Annotated in this window: 14 protein-coding genes; 6 read left to right on the top strand and 8 right to left on the bottom strand. The window is 72.3% G+C overall.

The window, feature by feature from the left end; translation table 11 throughout:
- Positions 1–64: 64 nt before the first annotated feature.
- Positions 65–448 carry a hypothetical protein gene (locus JUB10_RS10010; protein WP_207456343.1) on the bottom strand — a complete coding sequence of 128 codons (384 nt, stop codon included), beginning with the start codon at positions 446–448 and terminating at the stop codon, positions 65–67.
- A gap of 221 nt (positions 449–669) precedes the next feature.
- Here JUB10_RS10010 and JUB10_RS10005 point away from each other — a divergent pair, with 221 nt between their 5' ends.
- On the top strand, positions 670–2,694 hold the full coding sequence (locus JUB10_RS10005) for a DUF2510 domain-containing protein (RefSeq protein WP_207456342.1): 2,025 nt from the start codon (positions 670–672) through the stop codon (positions 2,692–2,694).
- Between the two features lie 40 nt (positions 2,695–2,734).
- Positions 2,735–3,169: a VOC family protein gene (locus JUB10_RS10000; RefSeq protein WP_242682446.1), complete on the top strand. Its 435-nt coding sequence runs from the start codon at positions 2,735–2,737 to the stop codon at positions 3,167–3,169.
- Between the two features lie 6 nt (positions 3,170–3,175).
- Here JUB10_RS10000 and JUB10_RS09995 read toward each other — a convergent pair whose 3' ends face one another.
- Both JUB10_RS09995 and JUB10_RS09990 read right to left on the bottom strand, forming a co-directional pair.
- Positions 3,176–6,628 carry a TM0106 family RecB-like putative nuclease gene (locus JUB10_RS09995; protein WP_207456341.1) on the bottom strand — a complete coding sequence of 1,151 codons (3,453 nt, stop codon included), beginning with the start codon at positions 6,626–6,628 and terminating at the stop codon, positions 3,176–3,178.
- A gap of 44 nt (positions 6,629–6,672) precedes the next feature.
- The gene (locus JUB10_RS09990) at positions 6,673–7,191 is read right to left on the bottom strand and encodes an AAA family ATPase (protein WP_207456340.1); all 519 of its coding nucleotides are present in this window, start codon (positions 7,189–7,191) and stop codon (positions 6,673–6,675) included.
- A 78-nt stretch (positions 7,192–7,269) separates the two neighbouring features.
- On the opposite strand from JUB10_RS09990, the gene JUB10_RS09985 reads away from it, so the two are divergent.
- Both JUB10_RS09985 and JUB10_RS09980 read left to right on the top strand, forming a co-directional pair.
- On the top strand, positions 7,270–8,301 hold the full coding sequence (locus JUB10_RS09985; RefSeq protein WP_207457044.1) for an NADPH:quinone reductase: 1,032 nt from the start codon (positions 7,270–7,272) through the stop codon (positions 8,299–8,301).
- A gap of 27 nt (positions 8,302–8,328) precedes the next feature.
- Positions 8,329–8,763, top strand: coding sequence for a DUF2269 family protein (locus JUB10_RS09980; RefSeq protein WP_207456339.1), 435 nt, complete (start codon positions 8,329–8,331; stop codon positions 8,761–8,763).
- On the opposite strand, the gene JUB10_RS09975 is transcribed toward JUB10_RS09980, so the two are convergent.
- The 5 genes from JUB10_RS09975 to JUB10_RS09955 all read right to left on the bottom strand — a co-directional run bounded on the left by JUB10_RS09975 (position 8,760) and on the right by JUB10_RS09955 (position 13,006).
- Positions 8,760–9,122 (bottom strand): hypothetical protein, encoded by a 363-nt coding sequence (locus JUB10_RS09975; protein ID WP_207456338.1) that lies wholly within the window; start codon positions 9,120–9,122, stop codon positions 8,760–8,762. The two genes, JUB10_RS09980 and JUB10_RS09975, sit on opposite strands and share 4 nt — an antisense overlap.
- A gap of 3 nt (positions 9,123–9,125) precedes the next feature.
- Complete coding sequence (locus JUB10_RS09970; RefSeq protein WP_207456337.1) at positions 9,126–10,034, bottom strand: nuclease-related domain-containing protein; 909 nt, start codon at positions 10,032–10,034, stop codon at positions 9,126–9,128.
- A gap of 67 nt (positions 10,035–10,101) precedes the next feature.
- Complete coding sequence (locus JUB10_RS09965; RefSeq protein WP_207456336.1) at positions 10,102–10,854, bottom strand: SDR family NAD(P)-dependent oxidoreductase; 753 nt, start codon at positions 10,852–10,854, stop codon at positions 10,102–10,104.
- A 70-nt stretch (positions 10,855–10,924) separates the two neighbouring features.
- Positions 10,925–12,481 carry a bifunctional phosphatase PAP2/diacylglycerol kinase family protein gene (locus JUB10_RS09960; protein WP_207456335.1) on the bottom strand — a complete coding sequence of 519 codons (1,557 nt, stop codon included), beginning with the start codon at positions 12,479–12,481 and terminating at the stop codon, positions 10,925–10,927.
- A 114-nt stretch (positions 12,482–12,595) separates the two neighbouring features.
- Positions 12,596–13,006 (bottom strand): DUF5997 family protein, encoded by a 411-nt coding sequence (locus tag JUB10_RS09955; RefSeq protein ID WP_242682445.1) that lies wholly within the window; start codon positions 13,004–13,006, stop codon positions 12,596–12,598.
- A gap of 65 nt (positions 13,007–13,071) precedes the next feature.
- Here JUB10_RS09955 and JUB10_RS09950 point away from each other — a divergent pair, with 65 nt between their 5' ends.
- Positions 13,072–13,803, top strand: a complete 732-nt coding sequence (locus JUB10_RS09950; protein WP_307859185.1) for a LysR family transcriptional regulator substrate-binding protein — start codon at positions 13,072–13,074, stop codon at positions 13,801–13,803.
- A 75-nt stretch (positions 13,804–13,878) separates the two neighbouring features.
- Positions 13,879–15,003: an L-dopachrome tautomerase-related protein gene (locus tag JUB10_RS09945; protein ID WP_207456334.1), complete on the top strand. Its 1,125-nt coding sequence runs from the start codon at positions 13,879–13,881 to the stop codon at positions 15,001–15,003.
- The last annotated feature ends 56 nt before the right edge of the window (positions 15,004–15,059 follow it).

The raw sequence follows: 15,059 nt of genomic DNA, 5'->3' as shown, positions 1-15,059 counted from the left end.
GCTCTCCTTCCGACTGGGCGTGGCGGCACCAGTGAATCACGCGCCACCGAAGCCCCGCCGGAGGTCAGTCCTCGACGAACGCCTCGACCGGTACGAAGCTGCGGCGGTGGCGCACCTTGCGGGGCAGCTGGTCCCAGGTGCGCAGGAGCGCGCCGGCGATGGCGAGCGGCACCGTGACGAGCAGCGCGAAGTGCCCCCAGCCGACGAGCAGTGCGACGGTTCCTCCCGTGCCGCCCGCAGAGTGCGCGCCGATCAGCCACAGCAGCGCCGCGGCCGCCACGAGCACCGCGGTCAGGGCGGCGGCGGTGAGGAGCAGCGCCGGCCCCTGTCGGCGGAGCAGCAGCGCGACGACCCCGTCGAGCACGAACGAGGCGGCGAACGGGAGCACCCCGGCGACGAGCAGCACCGAGGCTGCCTGCCAGACGGGGAAGGGAAGGAACTCGGGCATCGGACTCCGGGAGCGAGGGGCGGACGCGTGAACGATAGGGGTCGCCACCGACGACCGGAACATCCCACTTCGGGCCGCCCTCGCACTGGGGGCACGTCCCCCGGTACCCCCCACTTCTGGGGTACCGGCGAAGTCGCGCCACCCCGTGTGCCGGATTCCCGATTCGCGCGCGGACTCCCTATAGTCCTGAGAACTTGGAGCACTCTAGGTAGGAGGTGGCAGTGCTCGATCAGAGGACACTGTCGGCGGGCCCCGCAGCGGCGGGGTGGTACGCCGACCCCCTCGACCCTGCACGTTTGCGCTGGTGGGACGGGGAATCCTGGACCGCCCGCCTCGCCGCGACCAAGCCCTCGGGACCGACCCGCCGAGCCATCCCCGACCTCCCCTCCATCGAGGACACCGTGCCGGCGGTGCCGCCGACCCGCGTCGCCGTCGACGTCACGGCCGACGAGCCGCTCGCCAAGACGCGTGAACTGCCGGTCGTGACCGAGGTGCCGGTCGTGTCCCCCGATCGTCCGGGCGGCGTGTCGCTCGCCACCGATCCCATCGCCTCCCTCGAGAACCTGTTCAGCGAGCCGGATGACGAGGCGCCCGACGCCTCCGCGGAGGTTTCCGGCCCTGCCGCAGCACCGTTCACCGGCGCCGCGCCGCTGGCCGCCGCATCGTTCGCCGCGGCCGCACCGCTGGCCGCCGTTCCGGCCGCGGTCGCCGCTTCCTTCGTCGTCCCGCCCGTCGCCGGCCCGGCTCCGACCCCGGCCCCGGCTCCCGCCCCCGCGACGTTCGAGGACACCGAGGTTCCGACGTTCCTCACCGACGCCGCCGGGGACCTGACCCTGCCCAAGCGTCACCGCGCCGAGGTGGAGCCGCCCGCCGTCGACCCCGCCGCCTTCGTGCCCGGCGGTCGCCGCGCCCGCCGTCACGCCGAAGCGCTGGCCGCCGCCTCCGCGGCGCCGACCGAAGCCCGCACGGACGAGACGGAGTCGGACGAGGCCGTTCCGGGCGAGATCGTTCCGACCGGGATCGCCACGGACGAGACCGCTCCTGCCGCCGCCGAGGAGTCCACCCTCGATGCGCCCGCGGTCTCGGCCGCCGAGGTGCTCGCGGCCGTCACGGCGGCCGCGGTTCCCGCCGCGCCGAGCCCCGCAGCCGCCGCTGCCGCGGCGCCCCTGATCGCCGCCGCCGTCGCGCCGGAGCTCGTCGAGCCCGTGCTGACCGCCGCGCTCGCGGCCCCCGCCGACACCGCCGAGATCGTGGCGCGGATCAACCGCGAGGCGCGCGAGCACGACGAGCCGGTGCAGACGGCGTCGCTGCCGGTCGCCGACGAAATCGAGGACGAGGACGTCGACGACGCTCCCGTCGACGCGGTGCCGGTGGTCGCGAGCGCGCTCCCGCTGCCCGTCGCCCCGTCGGTGCTGCCGACCCGGCCCGAGGCGGAGCACACGCCCGCCTTCACATTGCCGAAGGCGCTGGCCACGCCGGCTCCCGCGCCCGCCGAGGCGACCCCGCACTTCGAGTGGAAGGCCGGCGCAGAGTCATCCGCCGTGCCCGCCCAGCAGGAGGACGACGAGCTCAACGAGTTCGCGGGCGTGTTCGGCTCGCTGACCCCGAGCAACCGGGTGACGGTCGAGGCCGAGCCGGAGAAGTGGTCGACGGGCGCCGCCTGGACCCTCGCGCTCGCGCCCGTGCTGACCGCCGTCATCGCGCTCGGCATCGCCGTGCTGTCGCTGACCGGCTCGATCAACGAGGCCCAGACGCGCTGGTACGTCATCGGGGCGAACCTCGTGCTGTTCGCGGTGTTCCTGTTGAGCGCGATGGCCGATCGCCGTGCGCTGAAGGCCGCCGGCCACAGGCGCACCGCGAGCGAGTTCTGGCTGCTGCTCTCGCCGCTCGGCTACCTCATCGCACGCACGATCCGCGTGCGCCGTCAGCTCGGTCGCGGCTCCGCGCCGCTCTGGGTGCACGTCGCCGCCCTGGTGGCGATCGGCGCCGTGGGTGCCGGCGCGGCGATGCTTCCGCAGGCGGCGCCGGCTGCGGCCGAGTCGCAGTACGAGGCGGCCCTCGAACAGGCTCTCGCCGCTCAGGGCACGGAGGCCACGGTCACCTGCCCCGCGGACATCGCGGGCACGGTCGGCGCGACCTACACCTGCACCGCGGTCGCGGCCGACGGCTCGATGCTGTCGCTCGGCATCGAGATGCAGGACGAGGGACGCTTCGCGTACACCGTCAGCGACGCCGCCCAGGGCTAGACGCTTCCGCCTGTCGGCCGCCGGGGGCAGGATCGCTCCCATGATCGACTTCGCGTTCGTCGCGGGCTTCGGGCCCGTCACCCGCTCGCAGCCCGACGCGCTGGCCTTCTGGCGCGACCGCATGGGCATCCGGTTCGATGAGGCGGCGCCGGGCTACTTCACGAATGACGAGCTGGAGGGCACGAAGGCCTTCGCGCTCTGGCCGCTCGAGCAGGCCGCCGAGGCCACGTTCGGCACGACCACCTGGCCGGCGGAGCTCCCCGTGCCGCAGGCGTGGATCGAGTTCGACGTGCCGAGCGCCGACGCCGTCGCCGCCGCCATCGACGACCTCCGCGCCCAGGGGTGCCGGATCCTCAAGGAGCCCGGCGAGGAGCCCTGGGGCCAGGTCACGTCGCGGCTGCAGAGCCCGGAGGGGCTGCTCGTCGGCGTCAGTTTCACACCGTGGATGCACACGGACGAGCTGCCCAGCGACTGAGCCCGGCTAGCCGACGGGGTCGAGTTCCCGCTCCCCCGCCCGCACAAGGGTCATGAAGCCGCTGAGGTCGGCCAGCCCCTTCGCGCTGATCGGCAGGTACTCGAGCAGGCCCGGCGAGTACAGCAGGTAGGCCGCCCACTGCGCGCGCGAAATCGCCACGTTGAGCCGGTTGCGCATGAGCAGGAACTCGAGCCCGCGCGGCACGTCGGCGGCGCTGGAGGCGGTGAGCGAGACGATCGCGATGACCGCCTCCTGCCCCTGGAACTTGTCGACCGTTCCGACGCGCACCTCGGGAAGCCCGGCGGCGTCGAGCCGGGCACGGATGAGACCGACCTGGGCGTTGTAGGGGGCCACGACGATGACGTCGGCCTGGCCGAGCTCGCGGCGCTCGTCGGCATCCGTCCACTCGAGCCCGAGGTTCTCCCGCACGATGCGCACCACCTCGTCGGCCTCCTGCACGGACTCGGTCGCGTTGCCGCTGTGCTCGACGGGCACGGTGTGCAGGCCCGGCTCGAGCGCCTCGAGGCGACGCTGCGAGGTCCGCTCGACCTTCGAGTGCAGGGCACCCTCGTACGACAGCTCCGACACGACGGCGCAGAGAGCGGGATTCATGCGGTAGCTGTCGGCGAGGAAGTAGCCGAGCTCCGGCGGCAGCACGTCGTGCCCGTCGTTGAGCCAGCCGAGCGCCGACGTGTCGACGGGCTGCGGGTGCGTGCCCTTCGAGACCTGGGGCAGCTGCTGCGGGTCGCCCAGCAGCAGCAGGTTCTTCGCGGCGTGCGCCGCGGCAATGGTGAAGGCGAGGGAGTACTGCCCCGCCTCGTCGACCACCAGCAGGTCGAGCTCGCCGGGCGAGGACTTGCCGCGGTTGCAGTAGTCCCAGGCCGTGCCGCCGACGACGAAGCCGCCGCTCTGACCCTCCATGAAGGCGCGGATGCCGCCGTCGCGCACCTCGGTCCAGGGTGCGCCCGTCTCCGGCTCCCGGCGACCGAGCTCCTTGGCCACCTGGTCCCGACCGAGTCCGCAGCCGACGATGCCGCGCAGCAGGTGCTCGATCGTCGAGTGCCCCTGCGCGACGATGCCGACTTTCCAGCCGTGATGCAGCACGAGGTCGCGGATCACGCTCGCACCGGTGAAGGTCTTGCCGGTGCCGGGAGGCCCCTGCACCGCGAGGTAGGAGCGGTCGAGGTCGAGGATGCTGCGGGTGATGGCATCCGCGACGTCGTGCTCCACGGGCGCCAGGCGACCCGACCGCGTGCGCGGCGGGATGCGGCGCAGGAGATCCATCGCGGGCGAGGCGTGCAGCGCCGGCAGCGCCGCGCTGACCTCGGCGCCCCACTCCCCGATCGCGGCCTTGAGCGCTCGCGTGTCCGGCGGGGTCGGCGGAGTGAGGGCGAGCGGGATGCGGTCGTACTCGGTGCCGCCGTTCGCCAGGCGTTCCTCGAGCTCGATCAGGACGCCGTGCTCCGACGGTTCGAGCGAGAGGATGCGCGTGCGGGAGTGCGCCGCCCGGCGCCCGGGCCGCGCGCGCGGGTCGACGGGCGGATAGGGCTCGTCGTAGACGGCGAAGGGCGAGTTGCCGACCTTGAGCGAGCTCCCGGGAGCGAGCGCCCCCTGCAGCAGGAGCCGCCGTCCGACGCTGCGCCGCCCCTCCCCGATCGACCAGTCCTCCAGCACGCGGGCGTGGGAGACGACGAAGACGTCGCGCTGGTCGGCCCAGTCCTCGACAGGCTGCTTCAGCCGGTCGAAGTGCTCCCACCAGTAGGACTTGCTCTCGCGGCGGTGGTAGTCCACGGCGGCGGCCGCGAGGGCGATGGCGCGGTCATCGCTGCTCCAGACCGTCGGGTCGTGGCTGATCGTCGCGAGGAGGTCGCGGCTGAGCGGCTCCTCCGGCTCCTCCCGCCGTTCCTCGAGGTCGAGGGCCGCCTCGCTTTCGATGCGCGCCTCGCCCGCCCGGTCGAGCAGCCACTCCCGCAGCCTGTACGTCGAGACGCAGTCGTACTCGTTGTACTCGGCGATCTCGTCGAGGATGCGCTTCGCCTCCTCGTGCTCGCCGTTCTGCAGAAGCGTCTGGGCGCGCACGTACTCGTCCACCGACGCCGCGCCGTTCTGCACGGCCTGCTCGTCGCGGGTCGACTCCCCCATGTACAGGGGCTCGAGCTTCTTGATTGAGTACGACCGCGTCGCCACCCGCACGCTGCGCTTGACGATCGGGTAGAGGTCGACGAGCACCTCGTCGCGCAGCAGGTCGTCGACGTCCTGCTCCCCCACGCCGTAGCGGGCACTGATCGCCAGCAGGTGCGTCCGCTCGTACGGGGCGTAGTGGTAGATGTGCAGGTTCGGGTACCGCTCGCGGCGCTCCTTCACGTAGGCGAGGAAGTCGAGCAGCGCCTGGCGCTCCTGCACCCGGTCGTGCGCCCACCACGCACGGAAGACCGGCTGCCCCGTGTCGACCTCGACGAGGCCGAAGAGATAGTCGAGGCCCCAGTCGCTGCCCTCGACGCCCCACAGCGGGTCGCCTTCGAAGTCGAAGAAGAGATCGCCCGGATCGGCGGGCGGAAGCGCGGCGAGGCCGCGCGGGTTCACGACCTCGTACGACAGCCCGCCCTGGAGCTGAACCCGCGCCTGGGCCCGCAGGTTCTCGAGCGTCGTGTCGCCGATCCCGGCGACGGGGCCCTCGGATGCCGCGAGGCCGTCGATCGTCGTGATGCCGGCCTGACCGAGGCGCGCCCACTGCCCGATGCGCAGACCCGCGGTGAGGAGCACGTCGCGGTGCGCCTCCACCTCGAGCTCGCAGGTGGCGCACCTGCCGCAGATCGCGTAACGCGGGTCGCGCCACTCGACGTAGCCGGGCGCGTCGAGCCGCTCCTGGATGATCTGCTCCAGCCGCGCACGCCGGTGCTGGTACACCGGCAGGATGTCGCGGAGCTTGTGGTGGCTCTCCGCGCCGTGCCCGAGCACGACGTGCACCGTCTCGCCGACCGGGATGCCGAGCTGCTGCAGCTGCTCGGCGTACGCGGCGAGCTGCAGCAGGGCGCTGACCTTGGCCTTGCGGGCGAGCTTCGTGTCGTACACCTCGTAGCGGCCGTCGCTGTGCACGAGGAAGTCGGCGAAGCCGACCATCCGGCCGTCGAAGAATGTGCCCTGGAAGACGACGTCGTTGCCGGCGCGGAGGGCCTGCTCCGTGTCATCCGCCGCCTGCTTCAGGCCCTGCTCGGTGAGCTCGGGACGGTCGACGAACTCGACGACGCGCTCGTACTGCTCCCTGTACAGCGCGAGCCGGCGGTGCTCGTGGGCGTCACCGAGCTTCGAGGTTCGCTCGTACATGGGGTCGGGTTCCTCCTCGACCTCGGCGATGCGGCCGAGCTTCGCGTCGAGCTTGCGCAGGAAGGCGAACTCGCACTCGGACGCGGCCTTGAGGTCGCTCGCGCTGTAGACGACCCGGTCACCCAGAAGGAACATGCCACGAGGTTAGGGCGCACCACCGACGCGTCGCCGCGACGCCCCTAGCCCAGTGCGGAACGCACCCGCTCCCACAGCTGTGCAGGATCGGCCTTGTCGGCCGAGGAGCTCGTGTCGACACGCACCACCGGGCCAAGCCCCAGCGGGCCGGACCGCTCCCAGAGATCGGTGTCGTGCGGGTCGTCCTCGTGGATGCCGTGCCGGTCGCGCTCCTCGTAGCGCTGCACCGCCTCGTCGACCGGAGCGTCGCACCACACCTCCACCATGGAGGTGATCCCCGCGACGCGCAGGCCCTCCTCGACGCCCTCCCGGTCGCGCTCCGGCGACCAGAACGACTCCAGCACGACGAGCCCGTCGACGATCGCGGCGAGTCGCCAGGAGGTGTCGTTCGCGAGTTCCTGCAGAGGTGCCCGCGGGTAGCGGTAGTCGGAACTGTCGGCGAGCGACTCGAGCACGGTGTCGAGGGAGATCATGGGCGCGCCGGCGGCCTCGGCGAGCTCGGACGCCAGGCTCGACTTGCCCGACGCCGGGATGCCGTTCACGAGGATTCCCTGACTTGCCATGGTTCGAGCGTGCCGAGCGTTCCTCCGGGCTCGCTGACCGTCAGCGGCACGTCGGCGCTCGGCGCTACCGTCGGAATCGTGAAGTCGATCGTCTACACCGGAACCGGCAGTGCCGACGTCCTCGAGCTCGTCGAGCGGAACATCCCGGAGCCAGGCCCGGGCGAGGTGCGCGTGCGCGTGCTCGTCTCGGGCGTGAACCCCACCGACTGGAAGTCCCGGGCCGGCAGCACCGGCCCCAAGGAGCTCCCGTTCCCCGAGGTGACCCCGAACCAGGACGGCGCGGGCGTCGTCGACGCTGTCGGCGAAGGCGTGACCGAGCCCCGCGTCGGCGACCGGGTGTGGCTCTACCTCTCGCAGCACCAGCGACCGACGGGCACCGCGCAGGAGTACACGGTCGTGCCGGCGGCGCGCGCCGTGCCGCTCCCGGATGCCGCCGACTTCGCGCTCGGGGCGAGCCTCGGCGTGCCCGCGATGACCGCGCACCGTGCCCTCACCGTGCACGAGGACGGCCCCCGCCGCCTCTCCCCCGGTGCCCTCCACGGACTCGTCGTGCTCGTCACCGGCGGCGCCGGCGCCGTGGGCCACGCGGCCATCCAGCTCGCCCGCTGGGCGGGGGCGACGGTCATCACGACGATCAGCTCCGACGACAAGGCCGCCCTCGCGACGGCGGCGGGCGCGCACCACACGGTGAACTACCGCGAGGACGACGCCGCGGCCCGCATCCGCGAGCTGGCCCCCGACGGGGTCGACATCGTGGTCGACGTCGCCTTCATCCAGAACGTCGAGCTCGTGGCATCCGTGCTGAAGCCGCGCGGCACGATCTCGATCTACGCCAACACCGGCGGGAGCGAGGTCACGGTGCCGTTCCGGCTCTACATGGGCCTGAACGCGCGGCTGCAGTTCATCCTGCTCTACACGGTCGGCGAGGAGGCGCTCGCCGCCGCGGCGGAGGACGTCACCGCCGCCGTGCGCGACGGGGCTCTGCCCGTGGGCGAGGAGCACGGCTTGCCGCTCGTGCGGTTCCCGCTGGAGCGGACGGCCGATGCCCATCGCGCGGTGGAGCAGGACACGGTGGGCAAGGTGCTCGTCGAGGTGGCGTCGGAGGGCTGACCGGTCGCCCTCGCTAACGTGAGGGTCATGAGCGAACTGATCAACGTCCTGCACGTCGTCGGCGCGGTCTTCATCGTGGGACCGATGGCCATCCTGCCGATGACCGCGATGCGCGCGATCCGCGCCGGTGAGGCCGGCCAGGTCGGGCTGCTCGCGAAATCGACCAGCATCTTCAGTTGGCTGTCGGTCGTCGTCGCGCTGCTCGGCTTCGCGCTGGTCGGCCTCGCCCCGGACGAGTTCGATCTGTCGGTGACGACGCCGTGGGTGCTGTGGTCGATCATCCTGTACGCGATCGCGGCCGGACTGAACCTGTTCCTCGTGGTGCCGACCCTGCAGCGCGCCGCGGAGGACCTCCGGAACGGCGGAGCGTCGCGCTACCCGGCGATCGCCGCGGGCAGCGGCGTGGTCTCCCTGCTGCTGGTCGCGGTCGTCGTGCTGATGGTGTGGAAGCCGGGGTCCTAGCGCGCGGGACGCGCCCGCGGGGCTAGGAGCACACGTCCCATCCGGACCACGAACAGCACGCCGGCGCCCATCAGGGCGAATGGCAGGAACTGCTCCAGCAGAGCGGTCATTGCGGGTTCGATGCTGGTGGGGGCACCCTGAGCCGTCGCCTCCGACGGCGCCCAGCGCCAGACGAGGAGTGCGACGAGGGCTGTGCCTCCAGACATGGCGGCAGCGAGTGCGAGGAGCTTGAGGCCCCGTCCGCGGAGGACCCAGACGATTCCGTCGAGGAGGTAGCTGGCGATCAACGGCACGAACACCGCGAGCACGATGGCCGCCATATATCCCGCGAGGGTGGGGGCGAGGAACGCGATCGACACCGTTCAGCTCCCCGCCGTCGCGAGGACCTCGAGGTAGACGTGCAGGAGGAGCAGGGCGCCACCGACGGCCACCGAACCCTGCAGCAGTCTGACCAGCAGCCCGCCGCCCGCCCGGCGCTTCGTCCCGCTCTCCGCTGCCGGAGTCGCGGGCAGCTCCACCGCGGGCGGCGTCGACGCCTTGCCCGCCTCGACCGCGCGCTGCAGGCGCTCGAAGCGGTGCATCGCACGGAGGGTGTCCGCGGCGTTGGGGTCGACGTGCCAGGTCTCCGGCTCCTCGGCGGCGAGGCGCAGCAGCCCGAGCTGAGCCGGGGAGAGCCGCGCGGGGCGCGAGCGCAGCCAGCAGAGCAGGTCGTCGGACTTGAGCACCGAGATGTCGCGCATCTGCCTCCGCCCGTCCCGCACCGAGCGCACGTTGACCAGCGCGATGACGGGAGTCACGTCGACGGTGAAGTCCACGTGAGGGGCGAGGCGTCGTGACACGTCGAGCGCGTCGCGCCGAGCCGCGGCGAGGTGGTGGGTGCTCGCACCGTTGAGCTGCAGCACGTAGTCACCGATCCACACCTTGGCGTCGTAGTGGTGCTTCGTGTTGATCGCGAAGACGCCGGGCGGCCCGACGACCAGGTGGTCGACGTCCTTCGTGCCCGCTCCGATCGGCACGGAGTGCCGCACGAACCAGTCCTCGCCGAGGCCGTCGAGCGACGCTCCGACCTCGATCTCGCCGACCGCGCCCTGGAACCACGACCAGGCGTCCTCGTGCAGCCACTCGGCGTGCTCGGCACGCAGCCCCGGGTCGCGACGCACGGCCTCGGCCTGCACGTCGACGCACTTCGCGGCCACGGCGTACCCCGCCGGGCGGCTCGTCAGTGCCTGGATTCCGGCCACGTTTGCCGGGGTGGTCTTCTCGATCGTCATTCTTGTCCCCCAGGCCGAACCTAGTGATGGACAAGCTTGCAGGTCAGCCCCCGATCGGGGGCGGCGGTCAGGCAGGCTGGCCGTTGGACGCACTGACCCCTCCGTCGACCGGGAGCACGACGCCGGTCACGAAGCGGGCGTCGTCGCTCGCGAGGAAGGCGATCACGTCGGCGACGTCCTCGGGCTCTCCCCCGCGGCGCAGCGGGATGCGCTCGACGTGCTTCGCCATCGTCTCCTCGCTGTCGAACGCCCCCTCGGTCATACCCGTGCGCACGACCCCGGGCGCGACCGCGTTGACGCGTACCCCGTCGGCGCCGTGATCTAGTGCCATCGCCCGCGTCAGGTTCGACACCGCGCCCTTCGCCGCGTCGTACGCCGCCTGCTGCCAGTCGCCCCGGATGCCGGAGACGCTCGAGGTGTTGATGATGCAGCCGCGGGAACGCTTCAGGTGCGGCAGCGCGGCGCGCGAGGCGAAGAAGACGCTGTCGAGGTCCGCTGCCATCACCTTGCGCCACTGCTCCGTGGTGGTCGAACCGATGTCACCGGTCACGACGACGCCCGCGTTGTTGATGAGCACGTCGAGCGAGCCGAGCTCCTCCGCGACCTCGTCGATCAGCGCCGTGATCTGCTGCTCGTCGGAGACATCCGCTACCTCGGCGACGGATCCCGGAAGCTGCGCGGCCACCTCCTCGACGCCGGCGCGGTCCGCATCGACGAGCACGACGGAGGCGCCCTCGACCGCGAACTTGCGCGCCGTCGCCGCCCCGATGCCGGATGCCGCGCCGGTCACGATCACGACCTTGTCGTCGAACGCACCCACGTGTTCTCCCTTCGTCCGGTTCAGTCAAGGGGCCGCGCCTGAACGAGGGCCGACACCCCGCGCGTGCGCGTCAGTGCGGCGAGTACACCTCGAGCGCGGCCGGCAGGTTGCGCACGCGTGCGGTGTAGGACGCGGATGACTCGTCGACCTCGGCCACCTCGCCGTCGTGTGCGAGGCCGGGCAGGCCGTCCGGTGTGCGGTGCACGTGCAGGGTCACGTCGCGCTGCTGCAGCTCGACGACCTCGTTGCTGGTCGGCATCAGCCCGAGGGCCCGGAGCACAGCACCGGTCCTCCGCCCAAACGCCAGCGAGGCGATCGCGTGCAACCGGGAGTGCGCGCGCAGGATCCGCACGTCGAGCATCCCGTCGTCGAGCCGGTCGCGCTGCATGGGCGCGACCGTCAGCGGCCGGTTCCGGTTGATGCCGACGAAGACGCTCCACACCCGCTCCCGGCGGCCGTCGAGCTCGACGTCGACGGGATCGGCGTGGCGCAGCACGCGCACGGCGGCGAGGACGCCGGCCGCCCACTTGCCAAAGCGGTCCTGGTAGCGCTCGCGCACGTCGATGAACTCGGGGTACAGCCCGACGGAGGCGGCGTTGATCACGGTGGTCGGCTCGCCGTCGTCGATGGTGAGCTCGCCGACATCCGCCAGCACGCCCTCACCGCGTTCGAGGGCCGCGAAAGCCGCGTCGAAGGTGCCGACACCGGCCGTGCGGGCGAAGTGGTTGAACGTTCCGCCGGGCAGCACGAGGAGCGGCACCGAATGGGTGCGCGCGAGGTGCGCGGCGAGGCACACCGACCCGTCGCCTCCGCAGATGCCGAGCACGCGCGGCGGGGTGGGCGACTCCATCGCGGCGCGGGTGATCTCGATCGCGTCCCCGTCGCCCAGCCGGCGGAGTTCCGCGCGGGGCAGGCGGCTGGCCAGCAGATTCAACGGGTCCTCGCCGGTGGGCCCGGACGACGGGTTGACGAAGATGAGCAGACCTTCACCCTCCGGCGAGGCGGGAAGCGGCACCCGCAGCGCCTCGGGAAGCGCGAGCGCCTTGCGACGGGCGGGTACGACGAGCTTGCCGAGAGCCGCCACTCCGGCGCCGAGCAGGTAGCCGCCGATGACGTCAGAGAACCAGTGCGCGCCCACGTGCAGCCGCGAGTAGGCGACCGACCACGCGAGCGGTGCCAGCGCCGCGCCCGGAACGGGCGACTCGAGCGCGACCCCGACCGCGAAGGCGCCGGCCGAGGCGGAGTGACCGGAGGGGAAGGAGCCGGAGGTCGGCGGTTTCTTCAGTCGCCGGCCGACCGGGATGTCCTTGAGCAGCGGCCGGTCGCCGCCGAACAGCTTCTTGCCGATCAGGTTCGCGACGATGCTCGCGACCGTGAGGCTCAGCACGCCGCGCAGGGCGGCGCGCCGCTGCCTGGTGGCGTACAGCACGGCCGCGATCGAGAACCAGAGCCGCCCCCGGTCGGCGGAACGGCTGAGCGCGAGGAACGCGGCGTCCGTCGCCGGGTGGGCGTTCCAGCGGTTGATCGCGCGGCCGACCTTCGAGTCCGCCCGTCGCACCCAGCGCGGCAGACGCTGGCGGCGGCGCAGCCAGACCAGCGGCGTGTGGAAGCGCGTGTGCTGCGTCATGCTTCGACGCTAGCGCTCACGTCTCCGCGCGTCTCCTGAGGAGGTCGGCGCGGCCGTCGGACGTTCTGCGGACGCCGAAGGGGTCAGCGCCAGTTCTGCGGATGCCCGAAGGGCTCAGCGCCCGTTCTGCGGGTGCCCGGGAGGGGTCAGCGCCTTCGCGCGTTCGCGGCGGACGGCGCGCACGCGCGCGTTCTCGGCTCGCACGTTGGCCTGCGTCGAGCGCTCGGCCACCAGCCACTCGGGCATCTCCTCGAGCAGCTGCTTGATCTGCGCGGTCGTCAGGTCGTCCTCGATGCCGGCGCGGCGGAGGCCGCTGACCGAGACGCCCAGCTTCTGCGCGATGACCTCGCGCGGGTGCGGGCCTTCACGGCGCAGCGTCTGCAGCCACTCCGGCGGGTTCTCCTGCAGCTCGAGGAACTCGGCGCGGGTGATCTCCCGGTCGCGGAACTCCGCAGGGGTCGCGGCGAGGAGCACGCCGAGCTTCTTCGCCGCGGTCGCGGGCTTCATCGTCTGCTCGGTCGCCATGGCACAAGGGTATCGCGCGGCACCGGCCCCGCGGCTCTCCCTTCGGCGGCACCTACGCTGGAGCCGTGTCCTTCCGCGTCGCGTTCGTGCCCGGGGTGTCGCCCGCGAAGTGGGCGCGCATCTGGGCGGACCGCCGCGCCGAGCCGCTCGAGTTCGTGCCCGTCGACGACGGCGACGCCGCCGCCGCGGTGCTCGAGGACCGCGCGGACGTCTGCTTCGCCCGCCTCCCCGCCGAACACGAGCGGCTGAGCGTCATCCCGCTCTGGACCGAGACCCCCGTCGTCGTCGCCCCGAAGGACCACCCGATCGCGGTCGTCGACTCGGTCACCCTCGCCGAGCTCGCCGACGAGACTTTGCTCGACGGGCAGGACGAGGGCACTCTCGACCTCGTCGCCGCCGGCGTGGGCGTCGCGGTCATGCCGCAGTCGGTGTTCCGCGCCGCATCCCGCCGAGACCTGCGCGGCAAACCGGTGACGGATGCCGAGGAGACGCGCATCGGGCTCGTCTGGGTGACCGACCGCACGACCGAGCTCGTCGACGAGTTCATCGGCATCGTGCGGGGGCGCACCGCGAACAGCTCGCGTGGCCGCCGCGAGGAGCCAACGCCCGAGCCGCAGCCCGCCCCGCATCCGCGTGCCGGCGGAAGCGGAGGTCAGAAGGGCGGGGGCCAGAAGGGCGGAGGCCAGAAGGGCGGAGCCCAGAAGAGCGCCAGCCAGAAGGGCGGCCTCAGGAAGGGCGGACCGCGCGGCGGCCAGAGCGGGCCCAAGGGCGGCGGGCGCGGGCGGCGGGGTCGCTGACCGTCGCTCCGGAACTCGCTGAGCATCCGGCGCATCCGCTTGCGAGGCTCGCCGCGGCGTCGGTCGACTGGGAGCATGAGCGACTTCTTCGCGGGTGCCGCCGCGCGCCCCCTCGACAACACCGACACCCCCGCTGGCGTGCTCGAGGTCGTGCACGAGTTCGAGACCGGACCGATGCCGACCGGGGTCAGCGTCTCGCGCACCGGCCGCGTCTTCGTCAACTTCCCGAAGTGGGGCGACGAGGTCGTGTCGACCGTCGTCGAGCTCGTCGACGGCGAGGCGATCCCCTACCCGGACGAGGCGTGGAACTCGCCGGCATCCGACGACGACGAGAACGCCCTGGTCAGCGTGCAGTCCATCGTCGTCGACCCGGCCGACCGGCTCTGGATCCTCGACACCGGGAGCCCGCTGTTCCAGCCGACGAAGCGGGGCGGGCCGAAGCTCGTCTGCGTCGACCTCGCGACCGACACCGTCGTGAAGACGATCGTGTTCGAGCCCGATGTCTCCCTGCCGACGACCTACCTCAACGACATCCGCTTCGACCTGCGGCAGGGCACGGGCGGGGTCGGCTACATCACCGACTCCTCCGACCAGGGCGAGAACGGCATCATCGTCGTCGACCTCGACACCGGCGAGGCGTGGCGCAAGCTCCGCGACCACCCCTCGACGAAGGCCGAGGGACACGACACCTTCCTACCGGTCGTCGAGGGACGCGTCTTCGCCGAGCGCAGCGAGGACGGCCAGGTGAAGCCCGTCGCGATGGGCGCCGACGGCATCGCGATCTCCGCCGACGGGGAGCGCCTCTACTACTGCCCGCTCGCGTCGCGGCACTACTACAGCGTCGCCACGGCCGACCTGCTCGACCGCTCGCGAGACGACATCGAGGTCATCGACGAGGGCGACCGCGGTGGGGCGAGCGACGGTATGGAGACGGATGCCGCCGGCACGCTGTACTTCACCAACTACGAGCACAACAGCGTGACCCGGCGCCTGCCGAACGGCGAGTTCCAGACGCTGGTCCACGACCCGCAGCTGCTCTGGCCCGACACGATGAGCGTGGCGGAGGGGTACCTCTACGTCACGGCGAACCAGTTGCACCGGCAGGCGAAGTACCAGGGCGGTGAGGACCTGAGGGCGTACCCCTACCTGCTGTTCCGCACCCCTATCGACTCGGGTCCGGTGCGGCTCGGTCGCGGCTGAGCGGGCTCCGGCGCGCCGGCTAGCGTGTCACGCTTCGTGTACCCCGTTCTGGGTCG

This window comes from Desertivibrio insolitus, assembly GCF_017355965.1.
In the GTDB taxonomy this organism is placed as follows: domain Bacteria; phylum Actinomycetota; class Actinomycetes; order Actinomycetales; family Microbacteriaceae; genus JAFIQW01.
This window is presented reverse-complemented; position numbering and strand designations above follow the sequence as displayed.